The 19525-nt window shown below is 67.1% G+C and carries 16 protein-coding genes; 3 read left to right on the forward strand and 13 right to left on the reverse strand.

Going from position 1 to position 19525, the window contains the following annotated elements; all coding sequences use genetic code 11:
* Nucleotides 1–73: 73 nt before the first annotated feature.
* The 4 genes from MTBLM5_RS15585 to MTBLM5_RS15600 all read right to left on the reverse strand — a co-directional run bounded on the left by MTBLM5_RS15585 (nucleotide 74) and on the right by MTBLM5_RS15600 (nucleotide 5816).
* On the reverse strand, nucleotides 74–790 hold the full coding sequence (locus MTBLM5_RS15585) for a LuxR family transcriptional regulator (protein WP_173976984.1): 717 nt from the start codon (nucleotides 788–790) through the stop codon (nucleotides 74–76).
* Nucleotides 791–1070: 280 nt separating this feature from the next.
* Nucleotides 1071–2621, reverse strand: a complete 1551-nt coding sequence (locus MTBLM5_RS15590; RefSeq protein WP_173976985.1) for a S41 family peptidase — start codon at nucleotides 2619–2621, stop codon at nucleotides 1071–1073.
* Nucleotides 2622–2652: 31 nt separating this feature from the next.
* Nucleotides 2653–4869 (reverse strand): ribonuclease R, encoded by a 2217-nt coding sequence (gene rnr, locus MTBLM5_RS15595; RefSeq protein WP_173976986.1) that lies wholly within the window; start codon nucleotides 4867–4869, stop codon nucleotides 2653–2655.
* Entirely contained in the window at nucleotides 4866–5816 is a 951-nt protein-coding gene (locus MTBLM5_RS15600) for an AEC family transporter (protein WP_173976987.1), read from the reverse strand. The genes rnr and MTBLM5_RS15600 overlap by 4 nt, the downstream gene beginning before the upstream one ends.
* Before the next feature lie 94 nt (nucleotides 5817–5910).
* Between MTBLM5_RS15600 and MTBLM5_RS15605 the strand changes: the two genes are divergently transcribed.
* Nucleotides 5911–6999, forward strand: coding sequence for a patatin-like phospholipase family protein (locus tag MTBLM5_RS15605; protein WP_173976988.1), 1089 nt, complete (start codon nucleotides 5911–5913; stop codon nucleotides 6997–6999).
* A 116-nt stretch (nucleotides 7000–7115) separates the two neighbouring features.
* Nucleotides 7116–9704 carry an ATP-dependent chaperone ClpB gene (gene clpB / locus MTBLM5_RS15610; protein WP_173976989.1) on the forward strand — a complete coding sequence of 863 codons (2589 nt, stop codon included), beginning with the start codon at nucleotides 7116–7118 and terminating at the stop codon, nucleotides 9702–9704.
* Between the two features lie 312 nt (nucleotides 9705–10016).
* Here clpB and MTBLM5_RS15615 read toward each other — a convergent pair whose 3' ends face one another.
* From MTBLM5_RS15615 to MTBLM5_RS15640, 6 genes are all read right to left on the reverse strand, one after another.
* On the reverse strand, nucleotides 10017–11180 hold the full coding sequence (locus tag MTBLM5_RS15615) for an NAD(P)/FAD-dependent oxidoreductase (RefSeq protein WP_254431086.1): 1164 nt from the start codon (nucleotides 11178–11180) through the stop codon (nucleotides 10017–10019).
* A 3-nt stretch (nucleotides 11181–11183) separates the two neighbouring features.
* Nucleotides 11184–11348 (reverse strand): rubredoxin, encoded by a 165-nt coding sequence (rd, locus tag MTBLM5_RS15620; protein WP_068502128.1) that lies wholly within the window; start codon nucleotides 11346–11348, stop codon nucleotides 11184–11186.
* A gap of 16 nt (nucleotides 11349–11364) precedes the next feature.
* Entirely contained in the window at nucleotides 11365–11844 is a 480-nt protein-coding gene (locus MTBLM5_RS15625) for a rubrerythrin family protein (protein ID WP_173976990.1), read from the reverse strand.
* A gap of 97 nt (nucleotides 11845–11941) precedes the next feature.
* On the reverse strand, nucleotides 11942–12997 hold the full coding sequence (locus MTBLM5_RS15630; RefSeq protein ID WP_173976991.1) for a hypothetical protein: 1056 nt from the start codon (nucleotides 12995–12997) through the stop codon (nucleotides 11942–11944).
* Complete coding sequence (locus MTBLM5_RS15635) at nucleotides 12994–13290, reverse strand: metal-sulfur cluster assembly factor (RefSeq protein ID WP_173976992.1); 297 nt, start codon at nucleotides 13288–13290, stop codon at nucleotides 12994–12996. Before MTBLM5_RS15635 ends, MTBLM5_RS15630 begins: the two co-directional genes overlap by 4 nt.
* Before the next feature lie 71 nt (nucleotides 13291–13361).
* A complete protein-coding gene (locus tag MTBLM5_RS15640; protein WP_254431087.1) occupies nucleotides 13362–15452 on the reverse strand; it encodes an HlyD family efflux transporter periplasmic adaptor subunit in 2091 nt (696 codons plus the stop codon).
* A 59-nt stretch (nucleotides 15453–15511) separates the two neighbouring features.
* Between MTBLM5_RS15640 and MTBLM5_RS15645 the strand changes: the two genes are divergently transcribed.
* Nucleotides 15512–15787, forward strand: a complete 276-nt coding sequence (locus MTBLM5_RS15645; protein ID WP_173976994.1) for a hypothetical protein — start codon at nucleotides 15512–15514, stop codon at nucleotides 15785–15787.
* Here the strand turns inward: MTBLM5_RS15645 and MTBLM5_RS15650 are convergent.
* From MTBLM5_RS15650 to MTBLM5_RS15660, 3 genes are read right to left on the reverse strand one after another with little or no spacing between them, the layout of a single operon-like run.
* The gene (locus MTBLM5_RS15650; RefSeq protein WP_173976995.1) at nucleotides 15784–17097 is read right to left on the reverse strand and encodes an efflux RND transporter periplasmic adaptor subunit; all 1314 of its coding nucleotides are present in this window, start codon (nucleotides 17095–17097) and stop codon (nucleotides 15784–15786) included. The genes MTBLM5_RS15645 and MTBLM5_RS15650 overlap by 4 nt on opposite strands.
* Nucleotides 17094–17822: an efflux RND transporter periplasmic adaptor subunit gene (locus MTBLM5_RS15655; protein ID WP_173976996.1), complete on the reverse strand. Its 729-nt coding sequence runs from the start codon at nucleotides 17820–17822 to the stop codon at nucleotides 17094–17096. Before MTBLM5_RS15655 ends, MTBLM5_RS15650 begins: the two co-directional genes overlap by 4 nt.
* The gene (locus tag MTBLM5_RS15660) at nucleotides 17819–19501 is read right to left on the reverse strand and encodes a TolC family protein (protein ID WP_173976997.1); all 1683 of its coding nucleotides are present in this window, start codon (nucleotides 19499–19501) and stop codon (nucleotides 17819–17821) included. Before MTBLM5_RS15660 ends, MTBLM5_RS15655 begins: the two co-directional genes overlap by 4 nt.
* Nucleotides 19502–19525 lie beyond the last annotated feature (24 nt).

The raw sequence follows: 19525 nt of genomic DNA on the forward strand, positions 1-19525 counted from the left end.
CAATGATAGATGATATACGGGCCTGCGTCGCGTATAGCGACGTCAGGCGGTCATGGCAATGGCGAAAGCGGGTTTACGGAAGGATGATACGACCAAGGATGGCCTTGACCACGGCATGGTGCTTGGAGAACGAACCGAGTTTGCGGCTCGCCGAATCCAGGTGTTCCTTCACCGTTCGTTCCGAGATGTGCAAGATCTCGCCGATTTCCCATGCGGTCTTACCTCGACTGGTCCAGACAAGGCACTCGCGTTCGCGCTTGGACACGGCCGGGAGTTCGTCGGCCTCGTGCGCCTGCATCAAGGCGCAATAGCGCTCGTGAAAATAAAGGCAGAACACATGCAGGGTGTGGCGGTGGAGTTGCCAGCTTTGCTGGAACTCCGCTTCGGAATTGGAAAAAACCGAGAACGTTGCTCCACCCAGGCCGTGTTCGTGGATGGGAAACTCGGCCCCTGCCTTCATGCCGAAAGCACGAGCCTCATTGAGCACCGCGCGCTCGGGTGCGCCGACGTCGCGGTGGATAACGGTATCCGCCCATTTGAACGGCGTCACCGACTGCAACACCCGCTCGACTACCGGGTCGATGTCGGCATAGCCCATCTGGTCATAGCGCTCAACCCACTCTGACTTCCAGTCGCCGACATAGATAAGGCTTCCCTGCCCGGGCCGATACAGATGATAGGTGTAGCCCTCGAAACCCAGCTGGCGTGTGACCTGTTCGGCCTGCCGGTGCAGGTCGTCAGTCGTAGTCGCCGAATCGAGGGCGGCGAGGAAGTCGTCAAGAACCGTCAAACCGGATGTCCCGATCGCAAGAGGCGAAGATTGTGCACAAAGGAGTATGCAAAAATCCATCAGTTGCATGCAAATAAATAATACGCCACGCCCCAATGTATGCAATCTGCGCTTAGTGATCGGTGGTGTGCTTTTGACGCTCAATGGCGTGCATAAGCATTGGCCTTTCGCCTGAACTATCGGACCGGTGAGTCGTTTGTTCGATGACTATCGCATTGAGGGAGGTGTTTGCGCCCTGTAGTTGCGGAACGGGGCTGCGCTCCTGCGGATCAGTGAGGAATCAGCGGCTGGGGTGATGCGCCAGTATCGAAGCATCGACCGGGGACGACAGCGCCAGCAGGCGGCCCATCAGGGCATGGTCGCCCAGCAACCGTTCCGCGGCAGCCAGATCGCCCCCGGCCTCGCTTCGCGATTCGGCCATGCAAAGCGCGCGCAGGCGCCTGCGGCCGTCCGAATCGTCCAGGCCGGTGGCACGCCACTGCGCCAGATTGGCCGCCAGCGCCTCTTCCGACCGTGCCAGGCCGCCGGCCGGATTGGTGCACAAGGCCGGCAACACCCCCAGCCCGTGCAGGGCATAGCCCGATGGGGCGTGGAACCGCGACCAGGTCAAGGTCATCTCGCCGTCATTGGGCAGGTTGATCACCGTCTGCACCGAGCCCTTGCCGTAGGAATTGGTGCCGATCAACACCGCGCGGCCGGCATCTTGCAGCGCGGCGGCGACGATCTCGGCGGCCGAGGCGGCCTTGCCATCGACCAGAACGACCACGGCCAGATCCTCGCCGATATCGCCGGGGCGGGCTTCATAGGATTGGCTGGCCATGGGATGGCGGCCCTTGGTCGAGACCAGCGGCCCCTGGGCGATGAACAGGTCGGCGACGGTGACCGCCTGATCCAGCAACCCGCCGGGATTGCCGCGCAGGTCCAGCAAGACGCCCTTCAATTGATTGCCCGCTTCGGCGCGCAAGGCGGTCAATTCCGCGGTCAGGCTGGCGGCGGTCTTCTGGTTGAAGCTGGTGATGCGAAACTCGGCCACACCGTCCTTCAAGGTGGCGAAGACTGTCGGAGCGACGATCAGCGCCCGGGCCATCGAGGTCTCGATGGGCTTGAAGCCGCGCCGCACCGTGACGGTGACCCGGCTGGCCACCGGGCCGCGCAGCCTTCTGGAAATCTCTTCTTTGGACAGGCCGGCGATCCGCTCGTTATCGACATGGGTGATGACGTCGTCCAGCATCAGGCCGGCGGCCTGGGCCGGGGTTTCATCGACCACTTCGGACACCACGGCCTCGCCATCGACCAGGTCGAAGCGGATGCCGATGCCGCCGAAGCCGCTGCGGCTGTTCCTGTGCTCGCGGGCTTCCTTGGCGCCGGCATAACGCGAGAAGACGTCCAGCTTCGACAATGTCGAATCGAACACCGCTTCATAGACCCGCTCGGTATCGACGGCTCGCAGGGTGTCGGACAGGTTGCGGGCGTCCAAGGTGGCGGTGACGGTCAGCCGGGCCCAGCCCTTGGTGTCGGATTCGGCCGGCGCCGGATATTCGGCCACCACATGGTCCGACGCGGTCAGCATCACCTTGGCGCCGTCACGGGTGATGCCGATTTCCGGGTCGATGCTGCCCAGGCCGCGCATGCCTTCGAAGGCGATGGCACCGGGGCTGACCGCGTCGAGATGACGCTCGACGATGGCGGTGTAGGCGAAGGCGAAGGTTCGTTCCGCGCCCCCGAAATCCACCGCGCTCTTGCCCCCCTTCTGGTGGCCGACCGGCGCGCAGGCGCCTGCCAGCACCAACAGGGCGGCGGAAAACCAGCGGGCGGGCGAGGTGTGGGGCACGGGGTGTGTTTCCAGGCTGAGGATGGGCGGATTATGACCGGGGACGTCGGCCTCGGTACAGACTTTTTGCAGGCCGCGAGCCCCGGGGCGTTTCGCCCTCGATCTTGAAGACCATGCTGCCGGTCAGGGTGTTGGCCTCGGTCAGCACCACATTCAGCGCCTGACCCAATTGCCAGACGCGGCGGGTGCGGCTGCCGACCAGGCAATGACGGGCTTCGTCGTGCTGCCAGTAATCGTCGGGCAACTGGGCGATGGGGATGATGCCGTCGGCGCCGGTCTCGGCCAGGGTGACGAACAGGCCGAAGCGGGTGACGCCCGAGACCTTGGCGGCGAAGGTGGCGCCGACCCGGTCGGACAGGAAGCCGGTGACGTAGCGATCGACCGCCTCGCGCTCGGCGGCGGCGGCGCGGCGTTCGGTGCCGGAAATATGCTCGCCCCAGCCGGGGAATTCGGGCAGGCAATCGGGCGGCAGGCCGCCATCGCCCAGCTTCAGCCCCGACACCAGGGCGCGGTGGACCAAAAGGTCGGCATAGCGGCGGATCGGCGAGGTGAAGTGGGCGTAGCGGGCCAGCCCCAGGCCGAAATGGCCGATATTCTCGGGGCTATAGACCGCCTGGGCCTGGCTGCGCAGCACCACCTCGTTGACCAGAACCTCGTGGACGCTGCCCTTGACCTTTTCCAGGATCAGGTTGAACTGGCCCGGCTTGACGCCCTGGCCCTTGGGCAGGCTGAGATCCATCGACTTCAGGAACTCGCGCAGGCCGTCTAGCTTCTCGATGCTGGGCTGGTCATGGATGCGGTACATGCACGGCTTGTTGACCCGCTCCAACTCTTCCGCCGCGCAGACATTGGCCTGGATCATGAAATCTTCGATCAAACGGTGGCTGTCGAAGCGCGGGCGGGGCGAAATCGAGCGCACCTTGCCGGCTGCGTCGATGTCCACCTTGCGCTCGGGGATGTCGAGTTCCAGCACGCCGCGGCGCAGGCGCGCCGCCAGCAGTGCCGCCCAGGCCTGGTAAAGCGGCGTGATCACCGGGGTCAGCAACGGGCCGGTCAGTTCGTCGGTGGTGCCGTCGCGGGCGGCCTGGACCTGGGCATAGGTCAGCCGGGCGGCGGACCGCATCATGGCGCGCACGAAGCGGTGGCGCTTCTTGTGGCCGTCCTTGTCCAGCCAGAAATGCACCGCCAGGCAGCCGCGATTTTCGTCGGGCTTCAGCGAGCACCAGCCGTTGGACAGTTCCTCGGGCAGCATCGGCACGACGCGGTCGGGGAAATAGACCGAATTGCCGCGCTTGAAGGCCTCGCGGTCCAGGGCGTCGCCGGGCCGCACGTACCACGACACGTCGGCGATGGCGACGATGCAATGCCAGCCGCCAGGATTGGCCGGGTCGGTGTCGGGCTCGGCCCACACCGCGTCGTCGAAATCGCGCGCGTCCTCGCCGTCGATGGTGACCAGGGGGATGTCGCGCAGATCGACCCGGTGGGCCATCTCGGCCGGACCGGCGGCGGCGGCCTGGGCCACCGCCTCGGGCGGGAAGACGAAGGGGATGTCATTGGCGTGAATGGCCACCAAAGACACCGATTTGGGCTCGCCCAGCCGGCCCAGGCGCTCCTTGACGGTGACCGGCCGAAGGCCGAAGACGCGGCCGGGCAGCAGGTCGCACAGCACCAGCTCGCCGGGCTCGGCACCTGCCGATTCGCCGCGCGGCACCAGATAATCGGCCTTTTCCTTGCGCGACGTCGGGTGGATGCGGCCGGTGCCGTCGGGCAGCATCTCGAACACGCCCAGCACCCGGGCCTTGGCCTCGCCCACCACGCGGATCGGCTTGCCTTCGTAGGCGTCGTCCTTGACGCGGCGCAGCTTGGCCAGCACGCGGTCGCCGACACCGACGGTCAGGTCGCCCCGGCTCCAGGGTGCGATGAAGATGCGGGGCGGGCGGCCCTCTTGGTCCCAGCCGACCATCCGGGCCAGCAATTCGCCGTCGGTGTCGGTGCCGGTGATCTCGACCACCGCGACCTCGGGCAGGGCGCCGGGACGGGCGAAGCGCTTCTTGGCACCGCGCTGGACGGCGCCGTCATGCTCGAGTTCCTTCAAGATCGCCTTCAGGGTGATCTTGTCGGCGCCCTTCAGGTTGAAGGCGCGTGCCAGTTCGCGCTTGCCGATGCGGCCGGGCTGCGAGCGGATGAAATCCAGGACGTCCTGCTTCGACGGCAGGGGAACCTTCTTGGGGCGGTGCGGCTTGGTCATGGCCCGACTATAGCAGACCCGGCCCATTGCGCCACCACGCCCGCCACCGGCAGGGTCAGGCCGGCCGCCAGGGTGGAAGCGGTGATCATCGCCGCCACCAGCCTGGCGTCGCCGCCCATCTGGCGGGCCAGCACATAGGCGTTGGGCGCCACCGGCAGGCCGGCATACAGCACCGACACCGCCAGTTCGGTGCCGCGCAATCCCAATCCCCAGGCGATCAGCCCGGCCAGGGCCGGCATGCCGACCAGCTTGCCGGCCAGTGCCCAGCCCATGGCCAGTCCGCCATTCCTGACCGCCGCCGGTTCAAGTCCTGCGCCCACCGCCAACAGGCCGATGGCCAAGGCCGCCTGGCCCAGAATCTTCAGGAACGGCCCGATGATCGGCGGCAGGCCGATGCCGGTCATGTTAAGGGCGATGCCGATCAGGCAGGCGGCGATCAGCGGGTTCTTGACCACCGGCAGCACCAGCCGCCAGCCCCGTGCCTGGGAATTGTCGGTCCAACGCAGCAGGGCCAGCACGCAGATCAGGTTGACCAGCGGCACCACCATGGCGACGCAGATGGCGGTCAGCGTCACGCCGTGGGCGCCGTAAAGACCGGCGGCGGCGGCGAAGCCGACATAGGTGTTGGGACGGATCATCGACTGGAACAGCGAACTGAAACCGGCATCCTCCAGCCCGGCGCGCCAGCCGAAGGCGGCGGCCCCGGTGATCATGCCGGCCATGGTCAGGATGGCGGCGGCCTGGGACCCAGCGATCATGGCCACCGGCAGGCCGTCCAGCCGGGCCTCGGCCAGGTTGGCGACCAGAAGGGCAGGGAACAGCACGAAATAGGTCAGCTTCTCGGCCGAGGCCCAGAAGGATTCGGCCACGAACCCGGTGCGCCGGATCAGGTGCCCCAGCAGGATCAACAGGAAGATGGGGGCCAGCGCGGCCAGGATCGACGACATGGGCGGACCTTAGCAGAATTTCGCGGCGATTGCCGAACGCCCTGGCTTGGCGTAGCCTTTTCCCCACATAAAAATCATCAGGGGAGGCCCCATCATGGCACGGCAGATCGCATTGGCGCTGCAGGGCGGCGGCGCGCATGGCGCGTTCACCTGGGGCGTGCTGGAAGGCTTGCTGGCCGAAGTCGCCAGGGGCTCGGTCGAATTGGCCGGCCTGTCGGGGGCCTCGGCCGGGGCGCTGAACGCCACCGCGCTCGCCTATGGCATGCATGAGGGGGCCGCGCTTTCCGGCCCCGCCGCGGCGCGCAACAAGCGCCTGGCCGAGGCGGCGCGCGCCAAGATCGAGCATCTGTGGGGCACCCTGGCCCAGGCCGCCTTCTGGGGCGGCAACCCGTTCGTCGCCACCATCGGCCTGTCGCCCAGCTGGAACATCGACGAAAGCCCGGCGGCCCGATTCGCCGACGTCGCCGCCGCCAGTCTGGCGCCCCCGGATATCGGCATCGGCAATTATCTGGCGGGCGTGATGCGGACCGTGTTCCCCGACCTGCCGGCGATCCTGGCCCGGCCGGAAAAGGGCATCCCGACGGTGATGGTCGCCGCCACCGACATCGAGGATTGTCGCCGCCAATTGTTCGTCGATGGCGCGGTCTCGCCCGATGCCCTGAAGGCGTCGGCCTCGGCGCCCGCGGCCCAAAGCGTGAAGGTCGATGGCCGCCATTACTGGGACGGCGGCGTCATGGGCAATCCGCCGCTGGCCCCGCTGGTCGATCACATGCGCACGGTCGGCTGCGACGACCTGCTGCTGGTGACGCTGTCGCCCTTGCACCGGGACGGCGTGCCCAGGGGGCCGCGCCAGATCATGGACCGCCTAAGCGAGATCACCCAATCGGCCAGCCTGGTCCACGAGGTCCACGCCATCGAAACCCTGAACCACTTGATCGATGCCGGCCACGTCAAGGCCGAGGCCGGTCTTCGCCGCGTCAACCTGCACCGGATCGAGGCCGATGCCGACCTTTCGGCCATGGGCATCACCTCGAAGGACGCGCCGGCCTGGGACTTCCTGGTCCATCTGCGCGACCTGGGGCGCCAGACCTTCGAGACCATGTGGCCCGACATCAAGGCCAGCCTGGGGACCCGGTCCAGTTGGGACACCAAATCCATCTGCGACCAAGTCCTGGCCCGGTGAAGCGGGCCATTGCGAAGGCCGCAAAGACCCTTACATCATTGTCTGTTCTGTCGAGGACGCCAGGGGCCGCCACCGGGTGGGGCCACGGTCGCGTCCGTCGCGTGCCGGAGGAATAGATGGATTTCGAGAATTACACCGAGCGCTGCAAGGGCTTTGTCCAGAACGCCCAGACCCTGGCGCTTCGCCGTGGCCACCAGCGGCTGACGCCCGAGCATCTGGCCAAGGTGCTGCTGGACGACAAGGACGGTCTGGCCGCCAACCTGATCAAGGCGGCCGGCGGCGATGCCAAGAAGGCGCTGGCCGGGATCGAGGCCGAGCTGGACAAGCAGCCCAAGGTCGAAGGCCCCGGCGCCGGCGGCGTCCATCTCGGGCAGGAACTGGCCCGGGTGTTCGAGCAGGCCGAGCAAATGGCCACCAAGGCCGGCGATTCCTTCGTCACCGCCGAGCGTCTGCTGCTGGCCCTGACCTTGGGCGCCGGCACGCCGGCGGCCCGGGTGCTGTCGGAAGCGGGCGTCTCGCCGCAAGGGCTGAACCGCGCCATCGAGGATTTGCGCAAGGGCCGCAAGGCCAATTCGGCCAGTGCCGAGGACGGCTATGACGCCTTGAAGAAATACGCCCGCGACCTGACCGCCGCCGCGCGCGAGGGCAAACTGGACCCGGTGATCGGTCGCGACGAGGAAATCCGCCGCACCATCCAGGTGCTAAGCCGGCGCACCAAGAACAATCCCGTCCTGATCGGCGAGCCGGGTGTCGGCAAGACCGCGGTGGTCGAGGGCCTGGCCTTGCGCATCGTCAATGGCGACGTGCCCGAGCCCTTGAAGATGAAGCGGCTGATGAGCCTGGACATGGGCTCGCTGATCGCCGGCGCCAAGTTCCGCGGCGAGTTCGAAGAACGCCTGAAGGCGGTGCTGAACGAGATCCAGGCCTCAAGCGGCGAGGTGATCTTGTTCATCGACGAGATGCACACCCTGGTCGGCGCCGGTGCCGCCGAAGGGGCGATGGACGCCTCGAACCTGTTGAAGCCGGCCCTGGCACGCGGCGAGTTGCATTGCGTCGGCGCCACCACCTTGAACGAATACCGGAAGCACGTCGAAAAGGACCAGGCCCTGGCCCGCCGGTTCCAGCCGGTCTTCGTGTCGGAACCGACCGTCGAGGACACCATCTCGATCCTGCGCGGCATCAAGGAAAAGTACGAGTTGCATCACGGCGTGCGCATCACCGATTCGGCCCTGGTGGCGGCGGCGACCCTGTCCCACCGCTATATCACCGACCGGTTCCTTCCCGACAAGGCCATCGACCTGATGGACGAATCGGCCAGCCGCCTGCGCATGGAGGTCGATTCCAAGCCCGAGGAACTGGACGAACTGGACCGGCGCATCATCCAGCTGAAGATCGAGCGTGAGGCCTTGAAGCGCGAATCCGATGCCGGCAGTCGCGATCGCCTGGAAAAGCTGGAAATCGAACTGGCCGGGATCGAAGAGGAAAGCGCCCAGATGACCCGCGATTGGCGGGCGGAAAAGGACCAGCTGGCCTCGTCCACCAAGATCAAGGAGGTGTTGGATCAAAAGCGCCTGGAAGCCGAAAAGGCCCAGCGCGAGGGCCGCTACGAAAAGGCCGGCCAGTTGCTGTACGGCGAGATCCCCGAGCTGGAACGCCAGTTGGCGGCGGCCGACGGCGCCAAGGGCAAGCTGCTGAACGAGGCGGTGACCGAGGAACATATCGCCGGCGTGGTGTCGCGCTGGACCGGCATCCCGGTGGAAAAGATGCTGGCCGGCGAACGCGAGAAGCTGTTGGGCATGGAAACCCGGCTGAAGGCCCGGGTGGTCGGCCAGTCGGAAGCCTTGGTGGCGGTGTCCAACGCGGTGCGCCGCGCGCGCGCCGGCCTGCAGGACCCCCATCGGCCGATCGGCTCGTTCCTGTTCCTGGGGCCGACCGGCGTCGGCAAGACCGAGCTGACCAAGGCCCTGGCCGAGTTCCTGTTCGACGACGAAAGCGCCATGGTCCGCATGGACATGTCGGAATACATGGAAAAGCATTCGGTGGCCCGCCTGATCGGCGCGCCGCCCGGCTATGTCGGCTACGAGGAAGGCGGCGCGCTGACCGAGGCGGTGCGGCGGCGCCCCTATCAGGTGATCTTGTTCGACGAGGTGGAAAAGGCCCATCCCGACGTCTTCAACGTGCTGCTGCAGGTCCTGGACGACGGCCGCCTGACCGACGGGCAGGGCCGCACCGTCGATTTCCGCAACACCTTGATCGTGCTGACCTCGAACCTGGGCGCCGACATCCTGGCCAACCAGCCGGAAGGCGAGGATTCCGGCGCCGTGCGCTCCGAGGTGATGGAGGTGGTGCGCCAGGCCTTCCGGCCGGAATTCCTGAACCGCCTGGACGAGGTGCTGCTGTTCCACCGCCTGGGGCGCGCCGACATGACCGGCATCGTCAAGATCCAGTCGGCCCGCCTCAGGAAGCTGCTGGCCGATCGCAAGATCAGCCTGGAACTGGACGCGGCGGCCGAGCATTGGCTGGCCGAGGCCGGCTATGATCCGGTCTATGGCGCCCGACCGTTGAAGCGGGTCATCCAGCGCTCGCTGCAGAACCCGTTGGCCAGCCTGATCCTGGAAGGCAAGGTCGCAGACGGCGAGACCGTGCGGGTGTCGGCCGGCGAGGGTGGATTAACCATAAACGGAGTGTGTATTTCGGCGGAATGACGCGGAAGTTGGTATGCGGTCTTCGCATTCCACCTGCGCATTGTTGCAACGCTGACATGGATCTCTCGCAATCGGCGCAGAATTCCGCGGTTGCAAGCAATATGAATATTCGCTAATGTAGCGAAATGGATGTGCGCATCATGTTTGCAATGCAGCATCCGCCATGCTAGTTAGGTTTGACCGGCGTTTATGACGCCGAGACGACATTTCTACCGGCCGGCGCTCCTCCCCCCTCCCCCCCCCATAGGGGTGCTGGCCTCGACCGGGGTTCCCTTGCGGAACCCCGGTCGACCCCATCTTCCCGTCAATGGATTACGCCAGGATGGCCGGCATGTCCCGAGCCATGGCTTGGCGTTCGCTGGTATGGCTGCCGGTCAGGGCGAAGCCGACCGCCTGTCCGTCGGCGGCGACGAACAACGCCTTGCGGTCGGGGCCGGTTCCGGTGATCCGCCACTCGCCTGACACTCCCGGGGGCGGCGGGCACACCACCGTCGGCAAGGCGGGAATCTTCACCGCCACCGGCAGGGCCGGCAGGGTCAGATCGGTGGGCGTGCCGGCCAGGGTGGCGGCCAGGGCGCGGGCCTGGGCCATCAAAGGCAGCACGAAGGGCAGCGGGCCGGCTTCGGTCTGGGCGCAATCGCCGATGGCGAAGATCGACGGGTCGCTGGTGGCCATCCGGCGGTCGACGACGATGCCCTTATCGATGGCAAGTCCGGCGGCGCTGGCCAGATTGGTGCGCGGAACCAGGCCGATCGCCGACAGCGCGCGGTCGAAGGCGATGGTGGTGCCGTCATCCAGATGGGCCAGACCCGGTTCGATGCGGGCGATGGTGCGGCCCAGGCGCAAGGTGATGCCGGCACCTTCCAGCGCCTTCGCCACTTCCGCCCCCAGTTCCTGCGGCAGCAGCCGGCCCAAGGGCCATGGTGACGGATCCACCATAGTCGGCGCCATGCCGGCCAAGGCCAGGTCATTGGCGAATTCGGCTCCGATCAGGCCCGCGCCCACCAGCAAGATCCGCTGGCCGGGCCGCAGCCCGTCGCGCCAGGCGGCGTAATCGTCAAGGTCGTTGACGGTGTGGATGCGGACATTTTCCGAGCCCGGGACCGCATAGGGGCGGGGGTCGGCGCCGATGGCCAGCACCAGCCGGCCATAGGCCAGCAAGCGGGGCTGGCCGTCGGGGCCGGTGACGGTGATCTTCTTGTCCTGGCGATCGATGGCCTGGACGAAGCTGCGGGTCAGCAATGTGGCCCCCAGGTCGGCCGCCATCTGGGCGGCCGATTTCTGGACCAGGGCCAAGATGTCCTTGCCTTGGGCCAAGGCGTTGGACAGCATCGGCTTGCCGTAGGATTCGCCGCCGTCGCCGGTGACGATGGTGATCGACACTGCGGGGTCCTTCTTTCTCAGCTCGCGGGCCAGGGTGTATCCCCCCAGCCCGCTGCCGACCACGACCACATTGTTGGCATTGGCGGCGTTCATGATCTATCCCTCCAGAGGTTCGAAATCGTCCTTCGAGACGCCGCATTCCGGGCAGCACCAGTCGGCGGGGATGTCCTCGAAGGCGGTTCCCGGGGCGATGCCGTCCTCGGGCATGCCCAAAGCGGGGTCGTAGACGAAGTTGCAGACGATGCAGACGTACTTCTTCATGGCGGGTTCCTCCTGATTACTTGGCGCCGAAGGCGGCCAGGGTTTCGCGATAGTGGTTGGCGTGCTTTTCCTCGACCTTGGCCAGGGCGGCGAAGCGCTTGGAGGCGGTGGCGAGGATCTTGGCGAAGCGTTCGGCATGTTCCTTCGATTCGGCGATCTGCTCGTCGATCTCGGCCACGGCGGCCTGGTTGCCTTCCTGGACGGCCATGTGGCGGAACGACGGATACATCTCGGTGTACTCGTAGGTTTCGCCGTCGATGGCCAGCTGCAGCATCTTGGCGACCGTCAGCTGGTCACTGGGATAGAGCAGTTCCAGGTGGCCGAAGGCGTGCGCGGTTTCCTGCTCGGCGGTGCGCTCGAACACTTCGGCGACCTCGACGGCGCCCAGCTCGCGGGCCCGGCGGGCGAAATAGAGGTACTTGCGGTTCGCCATGGATTCGCCGGCGAAGGCCGCTTCCAGGTTCTTGATGGTGGGCGAGGTGTTGTTGTCGGCCATGGGGTCTCTCCTTGGGATCGGCTGATGGAGAGACCCTATCGAAATTCATCTCATTGATGAAACTCGTAATATTTCTTATAGAAATCGAGTGAATCGATTACTGGTTCCGCGCCCGCAGGACGGTGGACACCACCGTCACCATGAAGATGAGAATGGCGGCCACGTTCGCCAAGCCTCCGGCCATGCGCAGGGTCTCGTTGGCGGTGAAGTCGCCGGCCAGACGGGCCAGCAGCGATCCGTGCAACAGGGCCAACGGAGCATAGAAATAGGGCTTGAACGGCAGCCGCACCTTCAACACCGCCGGCAGGATCACCGGGGCGTGGCCGAACACCATGGCGAACACGAAGCCGACGAACAGGGCATGCAGGGCGGAATCATAGAAAGGTGTCGCCAGCCCGTCGGCCAGGGCGGGGAACGCCATCCCCGCCACCGCCAGCCAGCCATAGCCCGAGGCCAGGCAGATGGCGACATAGCGGGTCAGGCCGGTCTGGCGGATGGTGCGGCGGATGACGTCGTTGATGGCCGACCAGACCACCAGCGCCACCAGCCCCAGCCCGAACAGCAGCCAGGCCTGCCCCCAGCCCATGGCCGCCGCCGCCGCCGCCACCCCGATCAGCGCCACCGGCACCACCATGGTCGGCAGACGCAGGCGGGACGGCGGCAGGAAGCGCGACAATTCCAGCCGCTCGCCGGCGATGGTCAGCACCAGGAACGACGCCCACAGCGGAACGATCTCGGCCACCGGGCTGCCTGCCAGCCACAACAGATTGCCGACGCCCCACAGCAGGGCGGCCAGGGCCATCAGACGGGTAAAGGGCTCGGGCTGGCGGCGGACCACGCTGACCGCGCCGGCCAGAAACACCCACGACCCCAGGGTCAGCATCACCGCGCCGGGTGCTTCCTGGCCGGCCAGCATCAGCAGGCCGCCGCCGCCGGTGGCGAAGGGGGCGGCGAAGGTCCAGGGCCTTTGCAGGGCGACCGCGCGTTCCAGACCGATGACGGTGCCGAAGAAGCCGCACACCATCAAGGGGCCGTGCAGGTGGATGCCGATGGAAGTCGGGATGTCGAAGCCCAGGCGGCCCAGTCCGGCCACCATGCCGGTCAGCAGGCAGATCGCCCCCATCAGCAAGAGCGGCAGGCGCGGCGGGTTCATGCGTCCCATCCCAGGCTTTTGCGGGCCAGTTCGGTCATCCGGGATGGTTGCCACAGAGTGGTCTCCAGCACCGTGACCCGTGCTTCGAAACCGGCCTTGGCGATCACCCGGGCGGCTTCGTCTTGCAGGTGGCCGGTCTGCGGGCAGGCCGGACTGGTCATGATCAGATCGACCCGCACCAATCCATCCCCGACGGCGACCTTTTCCACCAAGCCCAGATCAACGATGTTGATGCCGACATCGGGGTCGATGACCGCCCGCAGCAATTGGGTGATGTCGTCAGGTGTGGGCATGGCGCGAACCGGAATTGTTTGAAGGTCGGGCCAAGCCTAGCCCGGACGGCCGGCCCGGACCTTGAGGCGGATCAAGCCCCCCATTCGCGCACCAGGATGATCAGCACCGAGCGGGCCAGCCGGCCCAACGGGCTGGCCGGTTCGGCCTCGATCAAAGCGGTGGCCGGCAATTCGTGAGCCGGCGGCGCCTGATCCAAGGTGATGGTCACCCGGGTCCACGGGCTTTCCGGGATCGGGCCGGCCTGGCTGGCGAAGGTGGCGATCGGGCCGCCCTGCTGGCTGGCCAGGCTGGTGTCGGCCAGCAGCTTGACCGGCGCCGGCTCGATGGTGGCGACCGTCCCGCTCAGGCGGTCATGGTCCAGGCTGGTCGGCACCACCGTCACCGCGGCACCGGCGCCGATGCGACCCAGATCATGTTCGGCGACATAGGCGATGGCGACCGCTCCGGCATGTCCTTGGACCAAACCCAGCGGCAGGTGCACAGACACCCAGTCGCCGACATCCAGGGCCGGCGGCAGATCGAGCAGGCGACCGTCATGGGGGGCGGTGATGTTCAGGCGCTCACGCTCGGCGACCAGGGCGGCATGTTCCGCCTGCAGGCGGGCGATGTCCTCGGTCAGGACCGACAAACGCTCGCGATAGGCCATATCCAGCCGCGCGGTTTCCAACTCGCCCTGGCGACCGGCCAGTCGGGCATCGACGATGGCCAGGCGCCGCTCCAGGTCGGGTGAATCGAAGCGATAGATCATCTGGCCGGCCCGCACCATCTGGCCGGGGCCGACCTGTCGCTCGGCCAGCCGGGCCGGGCCGGGCAGGTAAAGAATGGTGACCGGATGGGCGCGCACGATGGCCGGGGCCTCGATGCGGGTCGGCCACGGCAGGGCCAGAGCCACCAGCAAGGCGGCCAGCAGCCCCCCGGTCAGGCGCCAGCGTTGCCGTTTCTCGATCAGCGGGCGACGCTTGATCCATTCGCGGATTTCGCTGACCAGCGGCATCAGCACGAACCAGCCGATTTCCACCGCGAACAGCATGATGCCGACCGCCTTGATGAAGAAATGGTAGACCAGCACGGCGATGCCCAGGAACAAGGTCAGCCGATAGATCCACACCAGGACGGCAAAGGCGATCATGGCGGCGCGCTGGGCCGGCGCCATCGGCTCGGGCGCCGGCTCGCCCAGGTCGAACAAGACCTCGCGCAGCCACCAGCGCGCCATGGCGAAGGACCGGGGATGCAGGTTGGGCAGTTCCAGCCCGTCCATCAGCAGGAAATAGCCGTCGAACCGCATGAACGGCGACAGGTTGATGATCAGCGACGACACCCACGACAGCGCCGCCAGCACGAAGGCCGCCTGCCGGGCCGGCCCGTCGGGCAGGAAGGCCCAGGCCAGGGTGGCCCAGGCGGCGATGGCCAACTCGGCCATGATGCCGGCGGCGCCGACCCGCAGGCGCTGGCGGCGCGACGCCAGCATCCACGCCTCGTTGACGTCGGTATAGAGCACCGGCCACATCACCAGGAAGGCCAGCCCCATGGTCGGCACCCGACAGCCGTAATGCCGCGCGGTATAGGCGTGGGCCAGTTCGTGCGCTACCTTGACCACGGTCAGCGCCAGCCCATAGGCGGCCAGGCCGGACGGCGAGAAGGTATCGACCAAGGTGGCGGCGAATTCGTCCCAGCGACGCCCCACCAGCACCAGCCCGGCCAGCAGGGCCAAGGCGGTGGCGACCATGAAGCCCCGGCCGCCCAGCCAACGCACATGGTGCACGCTGGCCCCCAGCCAGCGGTCGGGGCGGACCAGCGGAATGCGGAAGAACAGGTAATGGTGCAACAGCCAGTTCCACCACGAATGTTTCTGCGCCGCCGCCCGCTCGATCAGCCGCGCGGTGTCGCGTGGCCCCATCGGCCGGGTCAACAGGTGGCCGGCCAGGAACTGGGCCATCTGGCCGACGTCCTCGATATCGACCTGCAAGGTGGTGTGGTCGCGCAAATCCTGCGCCACCGCCCGGGCGTCGCCCAGATGCCAGCGGCTCAGCATCTCGAAGGCGGGCCAGCCGATGCGGTAGAAGCGGTTGCGCACCGGGTCGCGGATGGTCCAGGTGGGCGAGCCGTCATGCGCCGCCGGTCCGGAATGCAACGACAGCTCCTCGCGAAGGGGCGGAAGCATCACCATATCAGTCATCATGGGCGACCTCGATGCGATGGTCGCGACACGGAGTGACGACGATGTGGCGCCTGGCTGTGATCGCCGCCCTGGTGGCGGCTTGGCCGGCATGGGCCGGCGAGGTGGGCTCTTCGAACCGTCAGATCGCGGTGACGCTTGAGCGTTTTGACAAGAATGTCGGGCTCGAGCCCTTGCGCGAGGCCGAAATGATGCTGGCCGAGGATTCCCGGGCCAGACAGCCCGACCGGATGCGCGCTGCCACCATCGACCTGATGTTGATCAACAATGATTGGGGCCAGGGATCGCGCTTTCTCGAGGACCGCCGCCTGCATCGTTAGAATCCCAGGCTGGACCGGATGATCCCCAGCGGTCGCCGGGCCAGCCAATAGATCAGCGGTACCCGCCGTCCATCCAGGCGGGCCGTTCCCTTGCGGCCCAGCCGGGCATGGCTGTCGGGGGCAAGCCTGGCCCTGACCCGGTGGGCCATCTGGCCGTCGGGGCGGGCGATGGACTCGTAGGTGACATAGAGCAGCGACGCCGACAGCGCCGACAGCGGGTCGGAATTCAGGAACACCGTCACCGGCCCACCGGCTTCCAGAAGGATCAGGTCGGCCGGGGCCAGCCAGGCTTCGACCTCGACCTCGTCCGGGTCGGCGATGGCCAGGATGCGCTCGCCCACCGCCACCGGCCGGCCCTGCCATTCGGCCGGATCGTCCAAGATGGCGGTGCCGGCGCGCGGGGCCTTGATCCGGCTGCGGTCCAACTGGTCGGCCAATTGCGCCAACTCGGCGCTGCGTTCCTCGATGCGGGCCTTGATCACCGCCACCTGGGCCTTGGCCTTGGGGTCGAAGAAGGATTGCTGGGTCACCTGGTCCAGTTCGGCCTGGGCGGTGGCCACCGCCTTGCGCGCCACTTCGGCGCGGCCTTCCAGGGTGGTGCGGTCCAGGCTGGCCAGCAAAGTGCCGGCCGCCACCTCCTGGTTGGGGGTGACCAGGATGGCCTCGATGGTGCCGTCCATCGGCGCGCGAATCACCGCCGGCCGGCTGGCGACGATCTCGGCCGGCGCCAGTACCGACAACCGCACCGGAAAGATCAGGGCCAGCAGCAAGGCCGCCGCCGCCGCCAGGCGCAGGCGCGGGGTGTGGCGGATGCGCCGCACCCAGGTCTGCCACGGCGCCGGCCGGTCGCGGGCGGCCAGGGCGAAGGCGGCCATCAATGCCGCCCGCTCGGTCAGGGTCAGGTCGGCCTCGGTCCAAGGTGCCTCGCGGGCCAGCAGCAAGGTGCCGAATTTGCGCCCGTCCGGCCCGGTCAGCGGCAGCCACAAGGCACAGGCCGGCAGCCAGTCGCCCCATTCGGCACCATCCTGGCTGTTCAGGGCCGTGGCCCCGGCCACCAGCGGTCGGTCGGCGGCCAGATGCCGGCACGCCCGCTCGACCCATTGGGCGAAGGGCGACGACCGCTCGACCGCATCGACGCCCGACACCGCCAGCAAGGCGCCGTCGGCGGAAAACAGCGCCGCCTGGCGGTACTCGACCAGCATACGGATGTCGTTGACGATGACGAAGTGCAGGGCGGCCGCATTCTCGGCGGTGCGAATCTGTTGTTCCAGCGCCAGCAGGGCGGCCAGTGGCGATAGCTCGGCGCTCACGGCGCGCCGGGTGCCCCGGTCACCCGCCCGGTCATCCCGGCCATCAATTCGGTGCTGTCGGCCTTGATCTCGGCCACCACCTTGACCGAGTGGCTGACGGCATCGACCTTGGCGCCGATGCGCACCACCTTGGCGGCATAGCTTTTCTTGGTTTCCTCGACCGCCACCTGGATGATCGCCCCCGGCTTGACGCTTCTGACCCACGCCGACGGCACGATGAACTCGGCCTCGATGGTGGAATCGTCGATGATCTCCAGCACCGGCTGGCCGGCCTGGACATATTGGTGGGGCCTGGCCTTCTGCTCGACCACGCGACCCGAGAAGGGGGCGTGAATGGCGCATTTGGACAAGATCGCCCGAGCCGATTGCGCCTTGGCCTGAGCGACGGCGGCTTCCGATGCCGCCTTTTCGGTTTCCAGTTGGCCGGCCGAGTTCAGTTCCAGCAGGCGCTTGTGCACAATCTTCGATCGCTCGGCCGCCGCCAGGACGGCCTGGGCCTCTTCGAACTGGGCGCGCTGGATGGTGCAATCCAGCGCCACCAGCACCTGGCCCTCGCGGAAACGCTCGCCTTCCTTGACGGCGATGCGGTCGATCTTGGCCGCCAGCTCCGACGACAAGGTGGTGTATTGAACCGCGACCAGTTGGACCGGGATGACCGCCTCCTGCCCGCCGGCCGGGGTGGCGGCCAGCAGGCAAAGCGCCATCACGGCGCCCCGGTACCTCATGGGTTCGACTCGGCCACCAGGGTTTGGATGTGGTCGCGCATCGCCTGTTCCTGGGGCTCGGGCTTGACCGACAGCCATTCGCCGATGGACTCGATCAGACCCTTCAGTCGGTCAGCCGTCGACGCCGGTTCGGCCAGCTCCGCCGGCTCGGACGAGGCCGCCGGAAGGGGCGCGGCTGCCGGTTCGGCCGGAACGGCGGCCAGGCTTTCGCTCAAGGAGTCCAGATCGTGGCCGGCCACCTCGGCGGGCAGCGGGTCGATGCCGATGGTGGCCTGCAGCTTGCCGAAGGCCGATTGCATCTGGGCATAGGTCTGGTAGCGGCGCAACTCGGCGGCGATGGCCGAGGTCTCGGTGGTGACGCGCTCGATCTCGTTGGCGGTGCCGCCGCGGCTTTGGTTGTCGGATGCCGCCGCCAGCCGGGTCTCGATCTTCCACAGCTTGTCGGCGCGGTCGAACTGGCGCGCCGCCGACTTGAACTGGTGCGACACCACATGCACCTGGGCCAGCACCGCCATGCGCAACGCCAGCCGCTTGGCGGTGGCCACCTGCTCGGTCTTGTCGGCATGGTCCAGCCGGTCGGGCGCCGACAAAAGGTTCAACAGGTTCCAGCTCAGCTTGGCGCCGGCTTCGTACCAGCGGTTTTCCATCAGGAAGGAATTGTGGTCGTACTGGCGCGACAGGCTGAAATTGATGCCGGGCAGCAGCTTCAGGATTTCCTTGCGGGTCTCGTCGGCGGTGATGCGGCCCTGATAATCCTGCTCGCGCACATCGGGGTTGTTGGCCAGCGCCTGCTCTTCCATGGTTTCCAGCGAGGCCGACCATTCCGGGATCGGCATGGCGGTGGTGGCGGGCACCGCCAGGCGGAAATCGCTGCCGGGGGCCATGTTGATCAGGGCGGCCAGCTCGGCCTTGGCGCTGGTCAGCTCCTGGTCGATGGCTTCGAGCTGGCGGATGCTTTCCAGCAGGGTCTTTTGGATGCGCAAGCTTTCGGTCGGGTTGCGCAGCCGCTCGTTCTCGACCTTCTCGGCGTCGTTCAGGGCGTTTTCGGCCAGGGTGATCACGCTGACCACCTTGTCCTTCAGCGCCTGGGCGGCGGCCGCCCGCCAGAACGAGAAGCGCACTTCCTGGGCCAGGTTGGCCACCGCCTTGCGGCGACGCTCGGCGGCGATCAGGGCACGGTCGGCGTTCTGCTTGGCCGAATAATAGCTGGCGCCGAAATCCAGGATGTTCCAGGTCAGGCCCAGATCGGCGGTGATGGCGTCGCGGTCGGCCGAATAGGTCGGGTTCGAGCTGCTGCTGGTGGTCTGGGTGTAATAATCGCGTGAGCGCGTCGCGTTGGCTTCCGAGCGGCCGGTATAGCCGGCATTGGCGGCGATCTTGGGCAACAGGTCGAAGCGCGACAGATCCAGCTGCCCCAGGGCCAGCGTTTCCTCCATCATCTTGGCGCGCTTGTCCAGATTGTACTTCAGCACCCGGGCCAGCGCGTCTTCCAGGGTCAGCGGCTTGGTCAGCGCCGGCTGTCCCTCGAACATCGCCTTGCGGTCGGCCGAAGCCGCCGCCTGGAAGTCCGACGGCGTGAAGGGCTCGGGCGTTACCGCGCAGGCCGACAGCAGCACCAGGGTCGAGGCCGCGGCCAACAGGCGGGCGGCGCGGGAAGCGGAACCGGTCGAATTCGTCATGAAACCCAATACCCCCTGAACCTT

It is taken from the genome of Magnetospirillum sp. LM-5, assembly GCF_902729445.1.
In the GTDB taxonomy this organism is placed as follows: domain Bacteria; phylum Pseudomonadota; class Alphaproteobacteria; order Rhodospirillales; family Magnetospirillaceae; genus Magnetospirillum.

Coding starts and splice junctions, on each gene's coding strand:
- MTBLM5_RS15635 (WP_173976992.1), bottom strand. CDS start 13,290: ATGCCCACACCTGACGACATCACCCAATTGCTGCGGGCGGTCATCGAC.
- MTBLM5_RS15605 (WP_173976988.1), top strand. CDS start 5,911: ATGGCACGGCAGATCGCATTGGCGCTGCAGGGCGGCGGCGCGCATGGC.
- rnr (WP_173976986.1), bottom strand. CDS start 4,869: ATGACCAAGCCGCACCGCCCCAAGAAGGTTCCCCTGCCGTCGAAGCAG.
- MTBLM5_RS15660 (WP_173976997.1), bottom strand. CDS start 19,501: ATGACGAATTCGACCGGTTCCGCTTCCCGCGCCGCCCGCCTGTTGGCC.
- MTBLM5_RS15640 (WP_254431087.1), bottom strand. CDS start 15,452: ATGCTTCCGCCCCTTCGCGAGGAGCTGTCGTTGCATTCCGGACCGGCG.
- MTBLM5_RS15645 (WP_173976994.1), top strand. CDS start 15,512: ATGTGGCGCCTGGCTGTGATCGCCGCCCTGGTGGCGGCTTGGCCGGCA.
- MTBLM5_RS15615 (WP_254431086.1), bottom strand. CDS start 11,180: ATGAACGCCGCCAATGCCAACAATGTGGTCGTGGTCGGCAGCGGGCTG.
- MTBLM5_RS15630 (WP_173976991.1), bottom strand. CDS start 12,997: ATGAACCCGCCGCGCCTGCCGCTCTTGCTGATGGGGGCGATCTGCCTG.
- clpB (WP_173976989.1), top strand. CDS start 7,116: ATGGATTTCGAGAATTACACCGAGCGCTGCAAGGGCTTTGTCCAGAAC.
- MTBLM5_RS15600 (WP_173976987.1), bottom strand. CDS start 5,816: ATGTCGTCGATCCTGGCCGCGCTGGCCCCCATCTTCCTGTTGATCCTG.
- rd (WP_068502128.1), bottom strand. CDS start 11,348: ATGAAGAAGTACGTCTGCATCGTCTGCAACTTCGTCTACGACCCCGCT.
- MTBLM5_RS15655 (WP_173976996.1), bottom strand. CDS start 17,822: ATGAGGTACCGGGGCGCCGTGATGGCGCTTTGCCTGCTGGCCGCCACC.
- MTBLM5_RS15625 (WP_173976990.1), bottom strand. CDS start 11,844: ATGGCCGACAACAACACCTCGCCCACCATCAAGAACCTGGAAGCGGCC.